Genomic DNA, 20,081 nt, shown 5'->3' on the forward strand with positions numbered 1-20,081 from the left:
TCTGCTTTAAGGCTGAGACCGACTGCCTATGACGAAAACGACCCGGTCGGAGCAAGAATTCCAGGATCTCCTGAGGCGCCTCGAGCTCGCGCTCGACGCGTCGCAGATCGGCGTTTGGGACCATAATGTGCGCACCAATGAGATTTTCTGGGACGCGCAGATGCACCGGCTCTACCAGACCGGCCTGAGCATGCGGGTCATTCCGGCATCACTCTGGATGGACGCCATTCATCCGGAAGACCTACGGCGGGCAGTGGATGAGTTCGACGAGGCGGTTGCCCGGCGCGGTCCTTACAATTCCGAATTCCGCATCATTTTGCCGAATGGTGAAATCCGGCATTTGCGTTCGCGCGGCCATTTTTACGTCAGCGAGGAGGGCACTCCCTCCTTCATCGGCGCCGAATGGGACGTCACGGCTGACGTGCTGCTGAATGCCGAGGTGGAGCGTCAGCGGCAGGTTGCTGAAGCGCGCGCAAGGGCGCTCGAAGAAAGCAATGCGCGCATCGAATATGCATCCGAGCACGACTACCTGACCGGGTTGCCCAACCGGCGCCTGTTTGATAACCGGCTCGCCGCCCTGCAGGCCGACAAGTCGATCTCGACGCTCGCGGTCCTTCATCTTGATCTCGATCAGTTCAGGCAGATCAATGACAGCTATGGTCATGCGGCTGGCGACGGCGTGCTGCGTGCGGCAGCACTGCGGATCACCGCCGCCATCCCAACAAATAGCATGGCTGCGCGCGTCGGCGGCGACGAGTTCGTGATCCTGCTGTGGAATTTCGGAACGGTCGAAGCGCTCAGGCGCATAGCGGCGGATGTCCAGCAGCGTCTGCGCAAGAAGATCCGGTTTGGTCACGAATTGCTGCAATCCGGCGCCACGATCGGCGTATCATGGAGCGCCGGCCGGCGAACGCGTAATCTGTTCGCGGAATCCGATCTGGCGCTTTATCAGGCCAAGAAATCCGGGTTGAACCGCATAGAATTCTTTTCTCGGCAGCTGCAGGATGACTTGCTGAGCAAACGCCACCTCGCCGAGGAGTTGAAGCGCGGGCTGGAGCGCGGCGAGATCATTCCTTACTACCAGATGCAGTTCGACGCCAAGACGCGCGAGATTTCAGGTCTTGAAGCGCTTGCCCGCTGGCTTCACCCGGAAAAAGGCCTGCTGTCACCCGCCGTGTTCATGAATGTCGCGGCTGAAAGTGACCTTTTGGCCGATATCGATGCCGCAATTCTAAAGAGGGCTTTGGAAGATCGCAAATACTGGCTGCGCCGGGGAGCGGTTGTTCCACGTATAGCGGTGAATATCTCCGGCCCGCGGCTCTTCGACCCGACGCTACTGGATAGCCTTCGGGCAATGGAAATTCCTCCCGGGCAATTTGCTTTCGAGCTGGTGGAGACGATTTTTCTCGATGACCCCGACGACAGATTGCTGCGCAACATCGATCAAATCAAGCAGATGGGCATCGACATCGAGATCGATGATTTCGGTTCGGGGCATGCCTCGCTGATCGGTTTGGCGCGGCTGCGCCCGAAGCGGCTGAAGCTTGACCGCCAGCTAGTGATCGATGTCGTCGAATCCGAGGAGCAGTACCGAATCGTCAGTTCGATCATCGACATTGCCAAGGCGCTCAATGTCGAAGTGATCGCGGAGGGTGTCGAGACCAAGGGGCATGCCGAAGCATTGACCCGGCTTGGCTGCGACACGCTCCAAGGCTTTGCGCTCGGCTCTCCGGTTTCCGCGGTGGAGATCGACCAGCTTATTTCGCCGGCGAGCCGGATCGAGGTCAAACCAGGCGCGGCAGGACGGCTCTAGCGATTACGGCTCCAGCTCGCGGCGGGCTTCCAGATACCATTCCACAAAGGCTCTGACGCCGGTTTCCAGCGTCGTGTCCGGCTTGTAACCCGTGAGCGCCGCGAGCAGATCCGGGCTGGCGAAGGTGCGCGGAACATCGCCCTTCTGCATCGGCAGCATCTTTCGCTGTGCCGGCTTTCCGAGCGCCTTTTCGACCGTCTCGACGAAGTCCATCAGGCTGACAGGCTGACCGCCGCCGATATTGACGACGCGGAACGGTGCCTGATGCGACAGCGTCTCGACCTTTTCGTCGGCAACGCGGTTCTCCTCCGAAGGCACGACGGCGGAAAGCCGGACGATCGCTTCCACGAGGTCATCGATATAGGTGAAATCGCGGCTCATCTTGCCTTCGCCGTAGATCTCGATCGGCTGATCCTCCAGCATGCTCTTCACGAACTTGAAGAGCGCCATGTCCGGGCGGCCCCAGGGACCATAGACCGTGAAGAAGCGGAAGGCGGTGGTCGGCACCTTGTAGAGATGCGCGTAGCTATGCGCCATCAGTTCCATCGACTTCTTCGTGGCGGCATAGATCGTCAGAGGTTCGTCAGCCCTATCTGTCTCGCGGAAGGGAACAGACGGATTTCCACCATAGATCGAAGAAGTCGAGGCCAGCATCAGATGCTGCACCTTGTGGCGCTCTGAAAGCTCAAGGATGTTCCACGAGCCTTCGACGTTCGAGCTGAGATAGGCACGCGGATTTTCGAGGCTGTAACGGACCCCCGCCTGGGCGGCGAGGTGGATCAGGATATCCGGCTTTGCCTCGCCAACTGCGCCCGCAAGCGCCTTTTGATCTTCAAGCATGGCGATAACAGGCTTGAAGGCGGGGAACTGCGCCAGAGCTGCGTGCCGCATGTGCTTCAGCTTGACATTGTAGTAGGGCGTCAGGCCGTCGAAACCGGTGACGCGATGCCCATCCTGCAACAGGCGCCGCGCAAGGTGAAAGCCGATGAAGCCTGCGGTGCCTGTTATGAAATAGTGCATTCTCTATCTCTTCTCGGTCTTCTTCCCGACGGCGAAGTAGCTGAAGCCATGACGGGTGATTTCGCCGACGGGATAGATATTGCGCAGATCCACGATGACAGGGTTCTTCATCGTCGTCTTCAGGCGCTTGAAGTCGAGGGCGCGGAATTCATCCCATTCCGTGACGATCACGATCGCGTCGGCGCCTTCAGCGATCTCGTATGGATCCTTGCCGTAGGTGACCGGACCGAGCATTTCCTTGGCAGCTTCCATGCCTTCCGGATCGTAGGCGTGAACGGTGGCACCGCCGTCGAGCAGGGCTTGAACGATAGTGATCGAGGGCGCGTCGCGCATGTCGTCGGTGTTCGGCTTGAAGGTCAGGCCGAGGACGGCGATCTTCTTGCCGCGCACGCTGCCGTCGCAAGCGGCGATGACCTTGCGGCCCATCGCCCGCTTGCGATTGTCGTTAATCGCCACCGTTGTTTCGATGAGGCGCATCGGGCTGTCGTAGTCCTGCGCGGTCTTGACGAGGGCGAGCGTGTCCTTCGGAAAGCACGAGCCGCCGTAGCCGGGACCGGCATGCAGGAACTTGTCGCCGATGCGCTTGTCCATGCCGATGCCCTTGGCAACCTTCTGCACGTCCGCACCGATCTGCTCGCAGAGATCGGCGATCTCGTTGATGAAGGTGATCTTCATGGCGAGGAAAGCATTGGCAGCGTATTTGATCAGTTCCGACGTCCGGCGCTCGCAGAAATAGAGCGGTGCTTCATTGAGATAGAGCGGCCGGTAGACTTCGCGCATCACTTCTGTCGCTCGTGGATCTTCCGTGCCAATGACGATGCGGTCTGGACGCTTGAAATCGGTAATCGCCGCGCCTTCGCGCAGAAATTCCGGATTCGAGACGACGGCGATGTCCTTGCCGGGGAACTCCTCGCGAAAGATGCGCTCGATCTCGTCGCCGGTGCCGACGGGAACGGTGGATTTCGTGACCACCACGGTAAAGCCGGTGACAGCTGCGGCAATCTCGCGGGCGGCGGCATAAACGTAGCTCAGATCGGCGTGGCCGTCGCCGCGGCGCGACGGCGTTCCGACGGCGATGAAGACGACATCGGCATCGGCGACCGGCCCTGTCAGTTCCTTGGAGAAATCCAAGCGGCCGGCGCTGCGGTTGTGTTCGATGATAGCGTCAAGGCCCGGCTCGAAGATCGGCACTTCGCCAGCCATGAGCGCGTCGATCTTCGCTTCGGATTTGTCGACGCAGGTGATGTGGTGTCCGAAATCCGCAAGGCAGGCGCCGGAAACGAGACCGACGTAACCCGAACCAATCATAACTATGCGCATGGGATAACCTTCATCATGTAAAACGATCGTGGCCTACGGCGGCAAAACGCGATCGTGTTACAGGCGCACACTTACAAATTCAAGACAGCGGCACGTTTCAGCTACGGCCGAACTCGTCGACGATGCGGATGATGTCATCCTCACCGAGGTAGGAACCGGTTTGCACTTCGATCAGTTCCAGCATGATCTTGCCGGGATTCGCGAGCCGGTGGACCTCTCCGAGCGGGATATAGACCGACTCGTTTTCGCGCAGCATCTGCACAGTCTCGCCGATCGTCACCTCGGCCGTGCCCTTGACGACGATCCAGTGTTCCGAGCGGTGATGATGTTTCTGCAGCGAGAGCTTCTTGCCGGGCGTGACGAAGATGCGCTTCACCTGAAAGCGGTCGCCGTTGAGGATCGACGTGTAACCGCCCCAGGGCCGATATGAGGTCGGGTGCGTCTCCGTCAGTTTCGACGTCGCGGGCAGGGCGGCGAGCGTCTTGACGAGATCGCCAACACTCTGGCTGTCCTGCAACTTGCCGACATAGACGGCATCCTCGCTTGCGATCACGGCAACGTCGTCCATGCCTTGGACGGCCAGGTGAACGCCGTGGCTCATCACCAGCGAGTTGCGGCTATTGACGAGTGTCGTATTGGCGGTCGCGACGTTGCCATTCTGGTCGCGCGTGCCGGATTTCCACACGGAGTCCCAGCTGCCGAGGTCAGACCACTTGAATGGCGAGGGCACGACGGCGGCGTTTTCCGTCTTTTCCATGATCGCATAGTCGATCGAGATGTTCGGCGCCTTCGCGAAGGACGGGGAATCGAGGCGGATGAAGTCGAGGTCGCGTGTGGACTTCGCGACCGCAGCATCGGCCGCTTTCACGACATCCGGCGCATGGGCGCGCATTTCGCCAAGAAGCACCGAAACCTGGAACATGAACATGCCCGAATTCCAGTAGAAGTCGCCGGCTGCCAGCATCTCCTTCGCCTTGTCCAGAGGCGGCTTTTCAATGAAGCGCTTCACCGTCTGCGCGCCGGTCGGAAGGTTCTTGCCGCCCTCGATGTAGCCGTAGCCGGTCGCCGGCTCGGTGGGCTTGATGCCGAAGGTGACGAGCTTGCCCGTAGCGGCGGTCTCCCGCGCTGCGCGTACGCTGTCGAAATAGCTTTGGTCGGCGACGATCTCATAGTCCGAGCCGAGCACATGCATGATCACGTCCTTGCCGAAAGCCTCGGCAACGAGAGCGGCAGCGGCGGCGACGGCGGGCGCGGTGTTGCGGGCGACGGGCTCGAGCAGGATGGCCTTCAGCGGGTGATCGAGCTCGCGGGCCTGTTCGGCCACGAGGAAGCGGAATTCCTCGTTGGTCAGCACGACCGGCGCTTCGTAGAGTGCAGGGTCGGAGACGCGGGCGAGCGTCTCCTGGAACAGGGTCTTGTCGCCGATGAACTGAATGAATTGCTTCGGCGCAGTTGCGCGCGACAGCGGCCAGAGTCGCGTGCCCTTGCCTCCTGCCATGATCACGGGAACGATCTTTTGCGTCATCGGGTGCGTTTCCTCAAAGTCTTTTGTCTTCAATCAGTTTTGTCCGGCCCAGTGCCTGATCCGGTTCAGTCCGGCTTCAAGCAGTTCCGTCGCGGCGTGTTCGTTTTCCGCCTCGACATAGCAGCGCATTTCCGGCGCATTGCCAGAGGGGCGGAAGTGAATGATGCGCTTGTCGGCCAGCGTGACCCGCAATCCGTCGATATCGCTCGTCGCGGAAGGTTTTCCGATCGGTGTCAGGAATTCGGCCAGATTTTCCGGCGATGCCCGCAGGTAAGCCATCAGCTTTGCGCTGGTTTCGACGGGGAAGTTCTCCAGCCGGTCGGCGGCAGCAACCGGAAGGTTATAGGAACCGGCGATTGCCGAGAGCGGCTTCTTTTGCGCTGCTGCCAGCGAAAGCACGGCGAGCATCGGCAGGAAACAATCGCGCGTCGGCAGTGCGTCCACGGTCTTGCCGTTGACGGTGAAATCCGAGCCGGTCAGCAAGCCGCCATTGGCCTCGAAACCCATGACGTGGTCTTTGCCCGCGGAGCTGGCTTCCTGCATGCCTGATATGACGAAGGGCGAGCCGACGCGCGTCCGCACGACGGTGAAGGCGCCAGCGGCTTCGATACCGGAGTTGGACGTCACGGGCGTGACGACGGTGCCCGCGTTCAGGAACTTCGCAGCAATCAGCCCGAGCAGGTCGCCTCGCAGCGGCGTACCGGTTTCGTCGGTGACCAGAGGCCGGTCGCCGTCACCATCGGCGGAAACGACAGCGTCGAGCTTCAACGACTTTGCCCAATCCTGCAGGAGCGCGATGGTTTCCGCCGAGACCGCTTCGGTATCGACAGGTATGAATGTTTCCGATCGTCCGAGGGCAACGACGTCGGCCCCGTAATGCGACAGCAGCTGAACCAGAAGGTCGCGAGCGACCGTACTGTGCTGATAGACGCCGATCTTCAGGCCGGAAAGTGCATTTGCAGAAAGGATACCGGCATTGCGCGCCACGAAGGCTTCCGTGCAGTCAGCTGTCTTGTCTTCGACTTTTGTGCCGGCTGTGGTGGTCGCTTTGTGCATCGAGGCGTCGAGCTTGGCCGCGAGGTCGGATATCGCCGTTTCGTCTGCCTTGTCGATTTCGCCGTCGGGCCGGTAGAATTTGATGCCGTTGCGGTCGGCCGGGATGTGCGAACCGGTAATCATCAGGCTGGCGGCCTTGTGCCGGAGCCCGTAGAGCGCCAATGCCGGCGTCGGGACGGTGCCGCAGTCGGCGACCCTGAAGCCGAGCGCGGAGAGTGCCGCAGCGCAAGTCGCAGCGATTTCGGGGCTGGAATCACGAAAGTCGCGGCCGATCAGAACGAGATCGCCTTGCCCTGCACGCCCGCTCTCAAGAAGATATTGCCCGAACGCCGTGGCGTAGACGGCCGATGCCCTGCCTTTCAAATCGGTGGAGAGGCCGCGCAGGCCGCTTGTGCCAAACTTCATTCGTGTTAAATCCTTGCTGACGCTTGCTTTACCGCGCCATTGTCACCGGTCTAACGATACTTCGTAAATTTTAGCCGCGATAGGTGACTAAAATATTCCGCGTATTCCCTTTAGGCTTAGGGCAATCCGTCGGCCATGCGGTTGAACAGGGATGATCGATGAGCGAACAGACCATCGCGCTTGAAGAAAGCTGGAAGACGGCGCTCGCGGCTGAATTTTCCAGCCCGTACATGGCGCAGCTCAAGGATTTTCTGCTGGCCCGGAAGCAGCTTGGCAAGCGCATCTTTCCCAAAGGTCCGGAGTATTTTCGGGCGCTCGACCTGACGCCCCTTACCCGGGTGAAGGTCGTCATTCTCGGGCAGGACCCGTATCACGGTCTCGGGCAGGCGCATGGGCTTTGCTTCAGCGTTCGGCCCGGCGTGCGTATTCCGCCATCGCTGGTAAACATCTACAAAGAGATGGAAGCCGACCTCGGCATCAAGCCGGCGCGGCATGGCTTCCTGGAGCATTGGGCCCAACAGGGCGTCCTGCTGCTGAACAGCGTTTTGACCGTCGAGGAGGCGCAGGCAGCGTCGCATCAGGGCAAGGGCTGGGAGCAATTCACCGATGCAGTGATCCGCAAGGTGAACGAGCAATGCGACTCGGTCGTCTTCATGCTCTGGGGTTCCTACGCGCAGCGAAAGGCGGCCTTCGTCGACTCTTACCGCCATCTCGTCCTGAAGGCGCCGCATCCGTCGCCGCTTTCGGCGCATAACGGATTTTTCGGCTGCCGGCATTTTTCGAAAGCGAATACCTTTCTGCAGTCCCATGGCCGCACGCCGGTGGAGTGGGAGCTACCGGCTAATCCGCAGGATAGTCAGACTTATTGAACAGCCGATGATCGTTGTTCAATGAACGGAGACGATGCGTTTTGATCTCCACGGCTATTCCAAAGCGCTCCAAGGGCTCATCTATAAGCCATCCAACGCCCGCCGTTGCGGGCAAGAAAGAGGGTTTCGATATGATCAACCAGATCAAGGGTCTGCACCACGTCACTTCCATGGCGGAGGACGCCCGCACCAACAATCAGTTCTTCACGAACGCGCTCGGTCTGCGCCGCGTCAAGAAAACCGTGAACTTCGACGCGCCTGAAGTTTACCATCTCTACTATGGCGACGAGACCGGTGCCCCCGGCACGGTCATGACTTATTTCCCGTTCCCGAAGATGGCGCAGGGCCGTCCGGGTACCGGCGAAGTCGGCACGACCGTCTTTTCCGTTCCCGAAGGTTCGCTCGGCTTCTGGAGCGACCGTCTCGCCAAGCTCGGCGTCAGCGGCCTCAAGGCCGACGAGAGCTTTGGCGAAAAGCGGTTGAACTTCGCCGGTCCTGATGGCGACGGTCTCGCACTTGTTGAAGTCAAGGACGACAACCGCCAGCCCTGGACGCATGGCGGCATCAGCGAAGACCATGGGATTCGCGGTTTCCACTCCGTGGCCATGCGGCTTCGTGACGAGGGTGCGACGGCCGAGCTCCTGAAATTCATGGGCTATGAAGTTCAGGACGAGAAGGACGGCGTAAAGCGTCTGATTATGCCGGGCGGCAATGGCGCACATCTCGTCGATCTCGAAACGATGCCGAATATTTCCCGCGCCCTGCCGGGTGCCGGTTCCGTTCACCACGTTGCCTTTGCCGTCGAAAACCGGGAAAAGCAGCTCGAGGTCCGCAAGGCCCTCATGGATACGGGTTACCAGGTGACGCCGGTCATCGACCGCGACTATTTCTGGGCGATCTATTTCCGCACGCCGGGCGGCGTTCTATTCGAGGTTGCCACCAACGAACCCGGCTTCAACCGGGACGAAGACACGGCTCATCTCGGCGAAGCGCTGAAGCTGCCACAGCAGCACGCGCATCTGCGGGAGCTGCTCGAGCAGCATCTGCAGCCGCTCGAAGCTTAAGGATGGAACGATGAACGACCACAGCTATGTGCACCGGCTGCATGCCGGTGCACCAGGAAAACCCATTCTCTTTGTGTTGCATGGCACCGGCGGAGATGAAAACCAGTTCTTCGATTTCGCGCGGCGGCTATTGCCCGATGCAACGATCGTTTCCCCCCGCGGGGACGTTTCGGAGCACGGTGCGGCCCGCTTTTTCAAGCGCACAGGCGAGGGCGTCTACGATATGGACGATCTCGCCAGAGCCACGCAGAAGATGGCGGCCTTCGTCAAGGACATGACCGTCGATCACGGGGCGTCACACATCCTGGGTCTTGGCTTCTCCAACGGCGCGAACATTCTAGCGAATGTATTGATCGAGAAGGGGCTGTTCGATGCGTCGGTGCTCATGCACCCGCTCGTCCCCTTCCAGCCGAAAACGAACCCGGAACTCAATGGGCGCAAGGTGCTGATTACAGCGGGCGAACGCGATCCGATCTGCCCAGTCCCGCTGACCAAGGCGCTAGCAGCCTATTTCGAAGGGCAGGGTGCTCAGACGGAGACCGAGTGGCACCCGGGCGGTCATGATATCCGGCCGAATGAGATCGACGCCGTCAGGCGCTTTTTCGCGCCCTATCTCTGAAGCCTACCGAAAATCTGTGGGAGGTTTTCGGATGCCTCAACATCTGGCGCCGTCATCCAGCGCTCGCGTGAAAAATAAGCCCTGGTCCGCAATTGCGGGCCAGGCGCGGCCTTGATCGTCACGATGAAGTTGAAGCTGTTTTCGCTCGTGAACTCGCGGGTGAAACTGACGCTTGCGCCGAAGCCGTCCTCTTTCACATCCTTCATTTCGCGGATTGCGGCCAATGTGTCGCTGAAATCCAGCCAGTGCGGTTGCGCGAGCATCGTATCGAAAATGCGCATCACCGACGGGTCAAGCCGCCCGGCGCCGTCGGTAGCCGGGCCGACGATCTTTGCGCGCATGTTGAAAATCGCGCCCTTGCGGTCTCCGCGAACAATCAAAAAGACCGAACTCAGCGGCCGTTCCTCATCCTGTTTGTAGACCTCCTGGAAGGAACACTCATAGGCACTGCTGCCAAACGCCGAGGGGCGCCATGGCGTGGTCTCGATGCCCGCCTTGCGCAGGGCCTCGCACATCGTGGGGCCCGTCGTCCGCCAGGTCCTCAGGAAACCGCCCGCAAGCTCGATCCGGGGCGCCTCGAGCAGACGCTTCGAAAAGTCGAGGCGAACCGGCGCCGGATTTGGTTGAATTGGGGGCTTGGTCGTTTCTACTTCGGTGTGGACCACCACGCTCTCGTCCGGCAGTTCATATCCGAAACGCGCAGCCAGCGTACGCAGATTGCGCATGTCATTGGAGAGGAGAACTGTGCCGCCGACGACCGAAAGCGAGGCGGCGACCATCAGCCAAAGCGCTGCCCGCCGCTTACGATGCGGCGCCGGCGTTTTCAGGTGCTGGCGCGAGGGCTCGCTGGCCAAATCCAATCACTCGTCAGAAGGCGGTCGCCCGCATCACTACGTCTGGCAAACAGTATTTAGTCAACAAGAGAAGCGAAACACTCAACGAAATAGTGAAAATGCGCTTATTCGGCTCGAAAGCCGATGTGAGTGGATGATGTCGCCGAAAGCCTGCGGGCCTTATTGTTTTCCCATTTACTCCCCTGCTTTCGGTTCCAATTTCTTAAGCAATTTTCTTGAGATTGTAACGGCGTTGTTTCATGATATTCGCGGCGCGAGGAATTTCGTGTCGTGCCTTTTGACGATCGATGCAGATCGTTTCAGCCATGAGCATGTTTCTTTGCGCCTGGCAGCGATGCGGTGGTCTCTAGACTTTAGCGTTTCTGGATATTCCTCCCTGCAAACTTACGGCAGGGTTTGCATGGGAAGGTTGCATGAGTTCGGAATTTGCGGTTCGTGCGATACGGCCGGGTGAGTTGGAGCTTGTGCTCGAATGGGCAAGGCAAGAAGGGTGGAATCCCGGGCTCGACGATTCACTCGCTTTCCAGGAGGCCGACCCCTCCGGCTTTTTCGTCGGCGCGCTCGGCGAAGTGCCGGTTGGCTCCATTTCCGTGGTGAAATACGGCGAGCGTTTTGCGTTTCTCGGTCTCTTTATCGTCCATCCGGACTTCCGCGGCAGAGGCTACGGCAGGGCACTCTGGAATGTGGGGATCGAGTCCGCAGCGGACCGTACGGTCGGTCTTGACGGTGTTGCCGCTCAACAGGCGAATTATCGCAGGGCAGGCTTCGAGACGGCGCACATGACGGTGCGTTACGGCGGTGTCGCCACGAGCCTCCCACGCTCGTCACTCGCGGCGCATCCGGTCTCCGACAAGCTGGATGGGCTCTTCCGCTACGATGCCTCGATTTTCCCGGAACCGCGCAATGAATTCGTTGCCGCCTGGTGCAGGAGGCGGCGCGGGCGCATGACGTTGGTCGTCCGCAAGAGCGGCAAGATTCGCGGTTACGCGACGATCCGGCGCTGCTACGAAGGTTACAAGATCGGGCCGCTTTTTGCGGCGGATGCCGACTCCGCAGCCGCGCTGCTTGCCGGATTGTTGCCGGAAGCCGGGGACGCACCGGTTTTCATCGATGTCCCTGTACCCAACCGGGAAGCGGTCGCGCTGGCCGAAAGCATAGGTCTTGAGCCGGTCTTCGAGACTGCGCGCATGTATCGCGGCGGCGCGCCTGCGATCCCGTTGAAGAATATCTTCGGCGTGACGACGCTGGAACTCGGGTAGCTCGCAGATCAATCCATCGGGGATGCGGGAGCAGTCGGAGCGGCGAGCTCCGGGCGGCCCCTTTCGGCGATGGCAATGCCGCCAAGCGTCAGAACCAGTGCGGCGATATGAAAGAGTTGCAACGCTTCGCCGAGCAGCAGCACGGACAGCAGCGTGCCGAAAACCGGAACGAGATTGATGAAGAGACCGGCGCGGTTGGCGCCGATCCATTCGACGCCCTTGATGTAGAGGATCTGCGCGAGCAGTGAAGCGAAGATCGCCGTATAGATGGTGATGATCCAGCCTTTGCCGTCAGGCATCTGGATATTGCCGGCGGCACCCTCCCAAAGCAGGAACGGCAGGGACGACAATGCCGCCGCAAACGCGGGGAAAGCCATCAGCGTTCGCCAATCGACCGGCGGCTTCCAGCGCAGAAAGATCGTGTAGATTGCATAGGCGGCGACCGCCAGCAGCATCAGGGCGTCGCCGCGATTGAGGCCCAGCTTCAGCAGTGTGGCGATATCGCCATGGGTGGCGGTCAAGACGACGCCGGCGAGCGTCATGCCGAACCCGGCCATCTGCGCGGTCGAAACAATTGTGCGGAAGAAGATGAGGTTGAGCAGAAAAATCAGCATCGGGATGCCGGCCTGCTCGATCGCGACATTGATGGCGGTCGTGTACTGCAACGCAGAGTAAAGCACGGCATTGAAGATCGTATAACCGATCATACCGTAGAAAAACAGCAGAGGCAGGTTCTTGCGGACGAGCGGCCAGTCCTTCCTGAGCTGCGGAAACGACACAGCTGCAATCAGCGTGGTCGCAAGCGTCCAGCGCAGGAAAGTCAGCATCATCGGACTGACATGGCCGAGCGCCAGTTTTCCGGCGACGGCGTTTCCCCCCCAGCATAGCGCTGCAACGATGAGACAAAGGTAGGCCGTGATCCGCAAGGATGATTCTTCCCGTTTTCCCTGAAAAGGAGCTTTGATTGCTGCCGATGCCCCGGCAATTAGCCCGTGGCGGGCTGATTTGTCACGCAAAAAGCCCAATTCCCCGTGATAACAGGGTCGCTTTCCAAAAGACAAAGCTTTATAGATGCGCGGGTTTGAGCAGAGCGGTTGATCCGCTGGTAACAGGAAGAGTTTAATGACGAATGTAGTCGTGGTCGGTTCGCAATGGGGTGACGAAGGCAAGGGCAAGATTGTCGATTGGCTTTCGGAACGTGCGGATATCGTTGTGCGCTATCAGGGCGGGCACAACGCAGGCCATACGCTGGTCATCGACGGCACGAGCTACAAGCTCTCGTTGCTGCCTTCCGGCGTCGTGCGCCCGGGCAAGATGGCAGTTATCGGCAACGGCGTCGTGGTCGACCCGCATGCGCTGATCGCCGAGATCGAGAAGCTGGAAAAGCAGGGCGTCAAGATTTCTCCCGAGAACCTGCGCATCGCCGACAACGCGACCCTTATTCTCTCGCTGCACCGCGAGCTTGATGCCTACCGGGAAGATGCTGCCTCCAATAGCGGGACGAAGATCGGCACGACGCGCCGCGGGATCGGGCCGGCCTATGAAGACAAGGTCGGCCGCCGCGCGATCCGCGTCATGGATCTCGCCGATCTCGAGGCGCTGCCGGGCAAGGTCGACCGCATCCTGACGCATCACAATGCGCTGCGCCGCGGCCTTGGCGTCGCCGAGGTCAGCCATGACGCGATCATGACCGAGCTGACGTCGATCGCCGACCGCGTGCTTCCATACCGCGATACCGTTTGGCTCCTGCTCGACAGGGAACGCCGCAAGGGCGCCCGCATTCTCTTCGAAGGCGCGCAGGGCAGCCTGCTCGACATCGATCATGGCACCTATCCGTTCGTGACGTCCTCGAACACCGTAGCCGGTCAGGCTGCGGCCGGCTCGGGCATGGGTCCGGGGTCGCTCGGTTACATCCTCGGCATCACCAAGGCCTATACCACGCGTGTTGGCGAGGGTCCGTTCCCGACCGAGTTGCATGACGACATCGGCCAGTTCCTCGGTGAAAAGGGCCATGAGTTCGGCACGGTAACGGGCCGCAAGCGTCGCTGCGGCTGGTTCGATGCGGCGCTCGTCCGCCAGTCGGTTGCAACCAACGGCATTACCGGGATCGCGCTGACGAAACTTGATGTTCTCGACGGCCTGGACGAACTGAAGATCTGCGTCGGCTACAAGCTGGACGGCGAGCAGATCGATCATCTTCCGGCCAGCCAGGGCGCGCAGGCGCGCGTGGAGCCGGTCTATATTACGCTTGAAGGCTGGAAGGAATCGACGGTTGGCGCGCGTAGCTGGGCCGATCTGCCGGCCCAGGCGATCAAGTATGTCCGCCAGGTCGAAGAGCTGATCGGGGCGCCTGTCGCTCTCTTGTCTACAAGTCCTGAGCGAGACGACACGATACTTGTGACTGATCCTTTTGAGGACTAATGTCGCGGGTCACTAAGACATCTGGCCAGGCTCTGGGCGACCTGGCCCCTCGAGAAAGTACTAATGGCTGATTTTATTGCAGTTATCCGGCGGGCGGTGGACGGCCTGGCCGAAAATACACCCGAGATGCGGGTGAAGGTTTACGAGCGCGCGCGCGGTGCCGTGCAGCGGCAGCTCGAAAACATGAAGCCGCGTCCGCCGGAAGCGATGCTGCAACGCCAGCTGGATAAGCTCGATGCCGCCATTCGCGAGGTGGAAGCAGAGCATTCCGAGGCATTGCCGGAAGACCAGGCTGCGATTGCCGCTGCTGCTGCCGAAGCGCCTGTCCATGAGCAACCTCCAGTCGAGGCATTCGCCGAACCTGCTCCTGCGCCCGAGCCGGTGGATCAACCGGTTGCCGAGTCTCGTGAGCAAGCCGCCGAACCTGTCGAATATCAGCATGAAGAGGAATCTCGGGAAGAGGCCGCCCATTACGAGGAGCCCGTCGTTGCGGCGGATGAGCCCGCACCCCAAGAGGTACAATGGGAACGCCCCGCCGAGGAAGCCGCCCCCATTGAAGAAGTGGCCCCTGTTGAGGAGTGGGCGGCATCGCATCACGACGAAGCGCCGGTCGAGGAATACCGTGTTGCTCCGCATGAGCCTCATGTGGAGGCGCCCGCTTTCGAGCCGGAACCTGCCTTCGAAGCCGAGCCCGCGGTCGAACCCGAACCGGCGGCCGAGCCGAAGCCACTCCCGCCGATCAACGAATACAATCCCTCGAACCGTCTCGTCGAGCCCGTCGCCGCGTTCGAGAAGCCGGAGGAATTCGTAGAGCATAGCCGCGAGGAGCCGCTTCAGGCGGAAACTGCCGCGCATTTCGATCCCGTATGGGCCGAACCTGCTGCTCAGATCCCGTCCGAGCCCGCGAAGGAAGCGGAGGCGGCGTGGGCTGCCGAGGAGGTGAGGAACTTTTCGGGGATCGTGCCGCCGGCCGAGTCGACCAGCGACGCGGCGCGCGCTTTCGAGGAAGCCATTGCGGCGCTTCCCCCGGTGCTGCCGAAGATGCCGCCCGCGAACGAAGGCTTCTCATGGGAGGCTGCGGCCTTCGACGACCTGCCGCCGATCGAGGCAGGTCAGGACAAGAAGAAACCCGTTGCGGCACAGTTTAACGATGCGGACCTCTTTGAGGATATCAACGGCAAAACTGGAGCTCCCGTCGCGGACGTTCCGGGTGCAGAGTGGCAGGAGGCCAAGGCACTTCGAGGCTACGATCACCGCGGCGTCGTGGCGGAAGACGACGATTCCGTGCCGTCCGACGGTGTCGACCATCTGCTTGCGGCCAAACTGCAGAACAAGAATTTCCGCATGGAGCCGAAGCGACGGCGCTTTGGCGTCGGCGCGGCCATTACCATGCTCGTGGTGCTGGCGGTGCTGGGCGGGGGCGCCTATGCCGCCTGGATGAACCGTGACCAGCTGGTCGCGATGTTCAACGGTTTGGTAAGTTCGGCGCCATCCAAGACGGCCGATGGCGAGCCGGCTGCCTCTTCCGGAAGCCCGGCACCTGCGGCGCCCGCGACAAATACCGAAGCGGCAAAGCCGGCCGAGAAGGACCAGCAGGCTACCGCCCGTGATGACGGCTCCGCTACGAACAACAAGTTCACACAGCGCCTTATGGCTGACGGCACGGAAGTCGATAACGGCCCGGCCGCCGCCCCCGGTACGCCGACGGCCGAAGGCAAGTCCGTCTCCGAACAGAACGTCGCATCCGCTGCGCCGGCGCCAGCCGCGCAGGCGAGTACACCCGCCCAAGGGCAGGCGGCAGACGCCCCGGCCGCTGCCCCTCAGCAGGCCCAAACCGCGCCGGCCGCTCAGCAGACGCCCGCCGGTGCGACGGAGAAGATGTTCCTCTACGAAGAGCGGATCGGCGAAAGTTCGCCGACGGCGATCCAGGGATCCGTCATCTGGAGCGTCCAGCATGAAACCGATCAGGCCGGCAAGCAGGAATCGACTGTGCAGGCCAATGTGACGGTGCCGGAGCGCAATCTTTCGGTTCTCGTGACCTTCAAGCGCAACTCCGATCCGTCGCTTCCGGCGAGCCATCTCGTCGAAGTCGTTTTCTCGCTTCCGCCGAATTTCGAGGGCGGCAGCATCGAAAGCGTGCAGCGCATTTCAATGAAGCGCACGGAGCAGGATCGCGGCGACGCGCTGATAGCCGTGCCTGCCAAGATCACCGACGATTTCCACATGGTCGCGCTGAATGATTATCCGGACGCGCGAAAGGCCAATCTCCAACTGCTTCAAACGCGCGACTGGATCGATATCCCGATCACCTATCGCAATGGCCGTCGCGCTCTGATCACCATCCAGAAGGGTGCGACCGGCACGGAAGCGTTCAACAAGGCGATCCAGGAGTGGACCGCACTCGGCGACGTGAGCACGAGCCAGTAACCCTGATCCAGAGCTCGGACACAAAAAAGGCGGGCCGCATGGACCCGCCTTTTTCACGTGTGAGTTTGCTGATTTATGCCGTGGATTCGACGACGCGGACGGCTTGTGCCCTCTCCAGCGCTTCCTTTCGGACGGCATCCTGCACCTTTTCAAAGGCGCGCACCTCGATCTGGCGGACGCGTTCGCGGCTGATATCGAACTCGGACGAGAGATCTTCCAGCGTAACCGGCTCGTCAGCAAGGCGGCGGGCCTCGAAGATACGCCGTTCGCGGTCGTTCAGCACGCTCATCGCCTTTGACAGCATCCGGCGGCGCGTCTCCAGTTCATCCTGCTCGATCAGCACGGCCTCCTGGCTATCGTGGTCGTCCACGAGCCAGTCCTGCCACTGACCGCTATCGCCTTCCGAGGCCTTGATCGGCGCGTTCAGCGAAGCGTCGCCGGAAAGGCGGCGGTTCATCGAAACGACTTCCTCCTCGGACACGTTCAGCTTCGTTGCGATCTCGGCAACCTGCTCCGGCTTCAAATCGCCTTCATCGATGGCCTGGATACGGCCCTTGAGACGGCGCAGGTTGAAGAACAGGCGCTTCTGGTTCGCAGTGGTCCCCATCTTCACCAGCGACCACGAACGCAGGATGTATTCCTGGATCGAAGCCTTGATCCACCACATGGCATAGGTGGCGAGACGGAATCCGCGTTCCGGATCGAACTTCTTGACGGCCTGCATGAGGCCGACGTTGCCTTCGGAAACAACCTCTCCGATCGGCAAACCATAACCGCGGTAACCCATGGCGATCTTGGCGACGAGACGCAGGTGGCTGGTGACCAGCTTATGCGCGGCTTCGCGGTCGCCATGCTCCGCATAACGCTTCCCCAGCATGTATTCCTGCTGCGGCTCCAGCATCGGGAACTTGCGGATTTCGTCGAGATAACGATTGAGGCCGGCTTCGCCGGCGGTAATGGACGGCAAGGTATTACGGGCCATGATTGCACCCTCCTATGTAGATTCCGGCTCCCAATGGAACGCGCCCCCGCGTTGAACAGGCGAACCGAGACATGCGGCCCAAAGCCGGGCCCGCACTTAGTCTATGTAAAGATAAGTATGGCGGAACGGCGGTTCAAGCCAGCTTGCCCGGTTCACGATGGCGTTACGTGTCTAACGGCGCAGGGCTTCGACCAGTTCCACCATATCTTCGGGGAGGGGAGCCTCGAAGTGCAAAAGTTCACCTGAGCGGGGGTGCTCGAACTGCAGCATATAGGCATGGAGCGCCTGCCGCCCGAAGCTGTTGACGACCTTGCGTGCCGCTTCCGGCAGAAGGTTGGCCTTGGTTCTGAGATGCGCGCCATAGACCCCGTCGCCGAGAAGCGGATGACCGATATGGGCCATGTGGACGCGGATCTGGTGAGTGCGGCCGGTCTCCAGGTGGCATTCGACGAGCGCGGCGAGCGCCGTCGCGTCCGGGTTTTCGTGGAAGCGCTCCAGCACCTCGTAATGGGTAACGGCCTCGTCGGCATCCTGGCTGTCGGGACGTTTGACCGTGCGGCGCGTGCGGTCGCCGGTCGAGCGGCCGAGTGGCGCGTCGATCGTTCCGCTGAGCGAACGCGGGCGGCCCCAGACGATGGCCTTGTAGGCACGTTCGAGCGGCATGGTGCGGCCGTGGTCGGCAAATTGCTGCGACAGGTTGCGGTGGGCAATATCGTTCTTGGCAACGACCATGACACCTGTGGTGTCTTTGTCGAGCCGGTGAACGATGCCCGGTCGCCGGACACCGCCGATGCCCGACAGGCTGTCACCGCAGTGGTAGATCAGGGCGTTGACGAGCGTGCCCGTCCAGTTTCCGGCGGCCGGATGGACGACAAGGCCGGCCGGCTTCGAGATGACGATGACGTCGTCGTCCTCGTAAAGGATGTCGAGCGGAATGTTCTCGCCTTTCGGCGTGGGGTCCTCGGGCTCGGGCAGCAGGATCTCGTACTGGTCGCCGGGCCGCACCTTCTTCTGCGGATCAAGGGCAGGCGCTCCGTTCACAAGCAACTGGCCGTCCTTGATGAGCACCTTGACGCGGCTGCGTGAGAATTCCTCGCCGAGCTGTGCAGTCAGCCAGGCATCGAGCCGGCCTTCGGCACTCTCATCAGCGGTCAGGACTTTCCTAATCCCGGATGCTTGTTTAAAGGGGTCGCTCAAGACGCTTCTTCTCCGAAGTATTTTTTGCAGGACGCCACAATGACCAAAATCGAGACAGACGATCAGGAAGAACAGTCCCTTGACCCGGCAATGGAAAGTGTCCGGCGCAAGATGGTGCGGTTGCAGATCGTTTCGGGCGTCATCATGTTTGTGAGCCTTATGGCGGTCTTCGGCGCCGTTGTCTACAAGACGATGAAGGCGGAACCAGCCGAAACGGCCGCTGCCTCCGGCTCCGGCGTTCCTTCGGATGCGCCGGTCAGCTCCACGGTTTCGCTGCCGCCCGGCTTCGCCGTGCAATCCACATCGCTATCAGGAGACCGGATTCTGTTCTTCGGGCAGTCTGCCGACGGGAAGCGCAAAGCACTGGTCTACGATATCAAGGCAGGCCGCCTCGTCGCTGATATCATCGTCGGGGCCAATTAGCGCCGATGGCTGCGCCTCCGGTCACGATCGAGAGCGTGGATGACCCGCGCATTGCGGAATTCCGATCGATCCGCGAGCGCGACCTGACCGGCAGGCAGAACCGCTTCATTGCCGAAGGCACCGTCGTGCTGCGGATGCTGGCCGAGGCCCATTTGGCAGGGCGCGGCTTCGAGGCCGAGAAGGTGCTGCTGCTGCGCAACCGCGTCGAAGGCGTTTCCGACATTATTGCGCGCTTTCCCCCGGAGGTTCCAATCTACGTCGCCGAGGCCGATGTCCTCGACGGCATTGTCGGTTTCCATCTTCATCGCGGCGTCCTGGCGATCGGAAAAAGGATCGAGCGCAGCGAGAGCCTGCTCGACTGCCTGCCCGATCGCGCGCTCGTTTTGGTCGGCTGCGGCATTTCCAACCACGACAATGCGGGTTCGATGTTTCGCAATGCGGCGGCCTTCGGTGCGGATGCCGTTTTTCTCGATGAGACATCCTGCGACCCGCTTTACCGCAAGGCGATGCGCGTCTCCGTCGGATCGGTGTTGAGCGTTCCCTATCAGCGCGACGGCAGCGCCCTGGACATTCTCGCAGCGCTTGCCGCAGGGGGCTTCGATATCTGGACTTTATCGCCGCGCGGCGAGACGGATATTCGCGCGATATCGTCGTCAGATCGCATAGCGCTCGTCGTCGGTACGGAAGGAGAAGGATTGCCGGAAACAGTCCTGGCACGCTTCAGGAGCGCGCGCATTCCGCAATCCGCCGGCCTGGACAGCCTCAACGTCGCAACGGCGACCGGGATCGCACTGTTCGCAATCTCGTCGGCTGTGGGCCGGGTCTGA

General features: G+C 61.0%; 17 protein-coding genes. 9 read left to right on the plus strand and 8 right to left on the minus strand.

The window, feature by feature from the left end; translation table 11 throughout:
* Nucleotides 1–28: 28 nt before the first annotated feature.
* Complete coding sequence (locus HGP14_RS24490; RefSeq protein WP_168832469.1) at nt 29–1,813, plus strand: putative bifunctional diguanylate cyclase/phosphodiesterase; 1,785 nt, start codon at nt 29–31, stop codon at nt 1,811–1,813.
* A gap of 3 nt (nt 1,814–1,816) precedes the next feature.
* Here the strand turns inward: HGP14_RS24490 and HGP14_RS24495 are convergent, their stop codons facing one another.
* The 4 genes from HGP14_RS24495 to HGP14_RS35270 form a co-directional block, all read right to left on the minus strand.
* Complete coding sequence (locus HGP14_RS24495) at nt 1,817–2,833, minus strand: NAD-dependent epimerase (protein WP_168832470.1); 1,017 nt, start codon at nt 2,831–2,833, stop codon at nt 1,817–1,819.
* 3 nt (nt 2,834–2,836) lie between these two features.
* The gene (locus HGP14_RS24500) at nt 2,837–4,153 is read right to left on the minus strand and encodes a UDP-glucose dehydrogenase family protein (RefSeq protein ID WP_168832471.1); all 1,317 of its coding nucleotides are present in this window, start codon (nt 4,151–4,153) and stop codon (nt 2,837–2,839) included.
* Between the two features lie 97 nt (nt 4,154–4,250).
* Nucleotides 4,251–5,678 (minus strand): mannose-1-phosphate guanylyltransferase/mannose-6-phosphate isomerase, encoded by a 1,428-nt coding sequence (locus HGP14_RS35265; protein WP_205927318.1) that lies wholly within the window; start codon nt 5,676–5,678, stop codon nt 4,251–4,253.
* Nucleotides 5,679–5,711: 33 nt separating this feature from the next.
* A complete protein-coding gene (locus tag HGP14_RS35270) occupies nt 5,712–7,139 on the minus strand; it encodes a phosphomannomutase (RefSeq protein WP_205927319.1) in 1,428 nt (475 codons plus the stop codon).
* A gap of 158 nt (nt 7,140–7,297) precedes the next feature.
* Here HGP14_RS35270 and ung point away from each other — a divergent pair, with 158 nt between their 5' ends.
* From ung to HGP14_RS24520, 3 genes are all read left to right on the plus strand, one after another.
* Nucleotides 7,298–8,008, plus strand: a complete 711-nt coding sequence (gene ung, locus HGP14_RS24510; protein ID WP_168832472.1) for a uracil-DNA glycosylase — start codon at nt 7,298–7,300, stop codon at nt 8,006–8,008.
* A gap of 131 nt (nt 8,009–8,139) precedes the next feature.
* On the plus strand, nt 8,140–9,072 hold the full coding sequence (locus HGP14_RS24515) for a VOC family protein (protein ID WP_168832473.1): 933 nt from the start codon (nt 8,140–8,142) through the stop codon (nt 9,070–9,072).
* A 10-nt stretch (nt 9,073–9,082) separates the two neighbouring features.
* Nucleotides 9,083–9,691, plus strand: coding sequence for an alpha/beta hydrolase (locus HGP14_RS24520; RefSeq protein ID WP_168832474.1), 609 nt, complete (start codon nt 9,083–9,085; stop codon nt 9,689–9,691).
* Here the strand turns inward: HGP14_RS24520 and HGP14_RS24525 are convergent.
* Entirely contained in the window at nt 9,682–10,545 is an 864-nt protein-coding gene (locus tag HGP14_RS24525; protein ID WP_246704572.1) for a DUF6030 family protein, read from the minus strand. The genes HGP14_RS24520 and HGP14_RS24525 overlap by 10 nt on opposite strands.
* Nucleotides 10,546–10,958: 413 nt before the next feature.
* Between HGP14_RS24525 and HGP14_RS24530 the strand changes: the two genes are divergently transcribed.
* A complete protein-coding gene (locus tag HGP14_RS24530; protein ID WP_168832475.1) occupies nt 10,959–11,804 on the plus strand; it encodes a GNAT family N-acetyltransferase in 846 nt (281 codons plus the stop codon).
* A gap of 8 nt (nt 11,805–11,812) precedes the next feature.
* Here HGP14_RS24530 and HGP14_RS24535 read toward each other — a convergent pair whose 3' ends face one another.
* A complete protein-coding gene (locus HGP14_RS24535) occupies nt 11,813–12,730 on the minus strand; it encodes a DMT family transporter (protein WP_168832476.1) in 918 nt (305 codons plus the stop codon).
* 196 nt (nt 12,731–12,926) lie between these two features.
* Here HGP14_RS24535 and HGP14_RS24540 point away from each other — a divergent pair, with 196 nt between their 5' ends.
* Together HGP14_RS24540 and HGP14_RS24545 are read left to right on the plus strand one after the other, a co-directional pair.
* The gene (locus HGP14_RS24540) at nt 12,927–14,225 is read left to right on the plus strand and encodes an adenylosuccinate synthase (protein WP_168832477.1); all 1,299 of its coding nucleotides are present in this window, start codon (nt 12,927–12,929) and stop codon (nt 14,223–14,225) included.
* A 63-nt stretch (nt 14,226–14,288) separates the two neighbouring features.
* A complete protein-coding gene (locus tag HGP14_RS24545; RefSeq protein WP_168832478.1) occupies nt 14,289–16,652 on the plus strand; it encodes a hypothetical protein in 2,364 nt (787 codons plus the stop codon).
* 73 nt (nt 16,653–16,725) lie between these two features.
* On the opposite strand, the gene rpoH is transcribed toward HGP14_RS24545, so the two are convergent.
* Both rpoH and HGP14_RS24555 read right to left on the minus strand, forming a co-directional pair.
* A complete protein-coding gene (gene rpoH / locus HGP14_RS24550; RefSeq protein WP_168832479.1) occupies nt 16,726–17,634 on the minus strand; it encodes an RNA polymerase sigma factor RpoH in 909 nt (302 codons plus the stop codon).
* Between the two features lie 171 nt (nt 17,635–17,805).
* Nucleotides 17,806–18,831, minus strand: a complete 1,026-nt coding sequence (locus HGP14_RS24555; protein ID WP_168832480.1) for an RluA family pseudouridine synthase — start codon at nt 18,829–18,831, stop codon at nt 17,806–17,808.
* A gap of 39 nt (nt 18,832–18,870) precedes the next feature.
* Between HGP14_RS24555 and HGP14_RS24560 the strand changes: the two genes are divergently transcribed.
* Both HGP14_RS24560 and HGP14_RS24565 read left to right on the plus strand, forming a co-directional pair.
* A complete protein-coding gene (locus tag HGP14_RS24560) occupies nt 18,871–19,254 on the plus strand; it encodes a hypothetical protein (protein ID WP_168832481.1) in 384 nt (127 codons plus the stop codon).
* Between the two features lie 5 nt (nt 19,255–19,259).
* Nucleotides 19,260–20,081 carry an RNA methyltransferase gene (locus tag HGP14_RS24565; protein ID WP_168832482.1) on the plus strand — a complete coding sequence of 274 codons (822 nt, stop codon included), beginning with the start codon at nt 19,260–19,262 and terminating at the stop codon, nt 20,079–20,081.

The sequence above is a fragment of the Rhizobium sp. P32RR-XVIII genome (genome assembly GCF_012641395.1).
GTDB lineage: Bacteria > Pseudomonadota > Alphaproteobacteria > Rhizobiales > Rhizobiaceae > Rhizobium.

What these genes read in the sequence shown, in the direction of transcription:
- HGP14_RS24490 (WP_168832469.1), top strand. Translation starts at nt 29, where the DNA reads ATGACGAAAACGACCCGGTCGGAGCAAGAATTCCAGGATCTCCTGAGG.
- HGP14_RS24495 (WP_168832470.1), bottom strand. Translation starts at nt 2,833, where the DNA reads ATGCACTATTTCATAACAGGCACCGCAGGCTTCATCGGCTTTCACCTT.
- HGP14_RS24500 (WP_168832471.1), bottom strand. Translation starts at nt 4,153, where the DNA reads ATGCGCATAGTTATGATTGGTTCGGGTTACGTCGGTCTCGTTTCCGGC.
- HGP14_RS35265 (WP_205927318.1), bottom strand. Translation starts at nt 5,678, where the DNA reads ATGACGCAAAAGATCGTTCCCGTGATCATGGCAGGAGGCAAGGGCACG.
- HGP14_RS35270 (WP_205927319.1), bottom strand. Translation starts at nt 7,139, where the DNA reads ATGAAGTTTGGCACAAGCGGCCTGCGCGGCCTCTCCACCGATTTGAAA.
- ung (WP_168832472.1), top strand. Translation starts at nt 7,298, where the DNA reads ATGAGCGAACAGACCATCGCGCTTGAAGAAAGCTGGAAGACGGCGCTC.
- HGP14_RS24515 (WP_168832473.1), top strand. Translation starts at nt 8,140, where the DNA reads ATGATCAACCAGATCAAGGGTCTGCACCACGTCACTTCCATGGCGGAG.
- HGP14_RS24520 (WP_168832474.1), top strand. Translation starts at nt 9,083, where the DNA reads ATGAACGACCACAGCTATGTGCACCGGCTGCATGCCGGTGCACCAGGA.
- HGP14_RS24530 (WP_168832475.1), top strand. Translation starts at nt 10,959, where the DNA reads ATGAGTTCGGAATTTGCGGTTCGTGCGATACGGCCGGGTGAGTTGGAG.
- HGP14_RS24540 (WP_168832477.1), top strand. Translation starts at nt 12,927, where the DNA reads ATGACGAATGTAGTCGTGGTCGGTTCGCAATGGGGTGACGAAGGCAAG.
- HGP14_RS24545 (WP_168832478.1), top strand. Translation starts at nt 14,289, where the DNA reads ATGGCTGATTTTATTGCAGTTATCCGGCGGGCGGTGGACGGCCTGGCC.
- rpoH (WP_168832479.1), bottom strand. Translation starts at nt 17,634, where the DNA reads ATGGCCCGTAATACCTTGCCGTCCATTACCGCCGGCGAAGCCGGCCTC.
- HGP14_RS24560 (WP_168832481.1), top strand. Translation starts at nt 18,871, where the DNA reads ATGACCAAAATCGAGACAGACGATCAGGAAGAACAGTCCCTTGACCCG.
- HGP14_RS24565 (WP_168832482.1), top strand. Translation starts at nt 19,260, where the DNA reads ATGGCTGCGCCTCCGGTCACGATCGAGAGCGTGGATGACCCGCGCATT.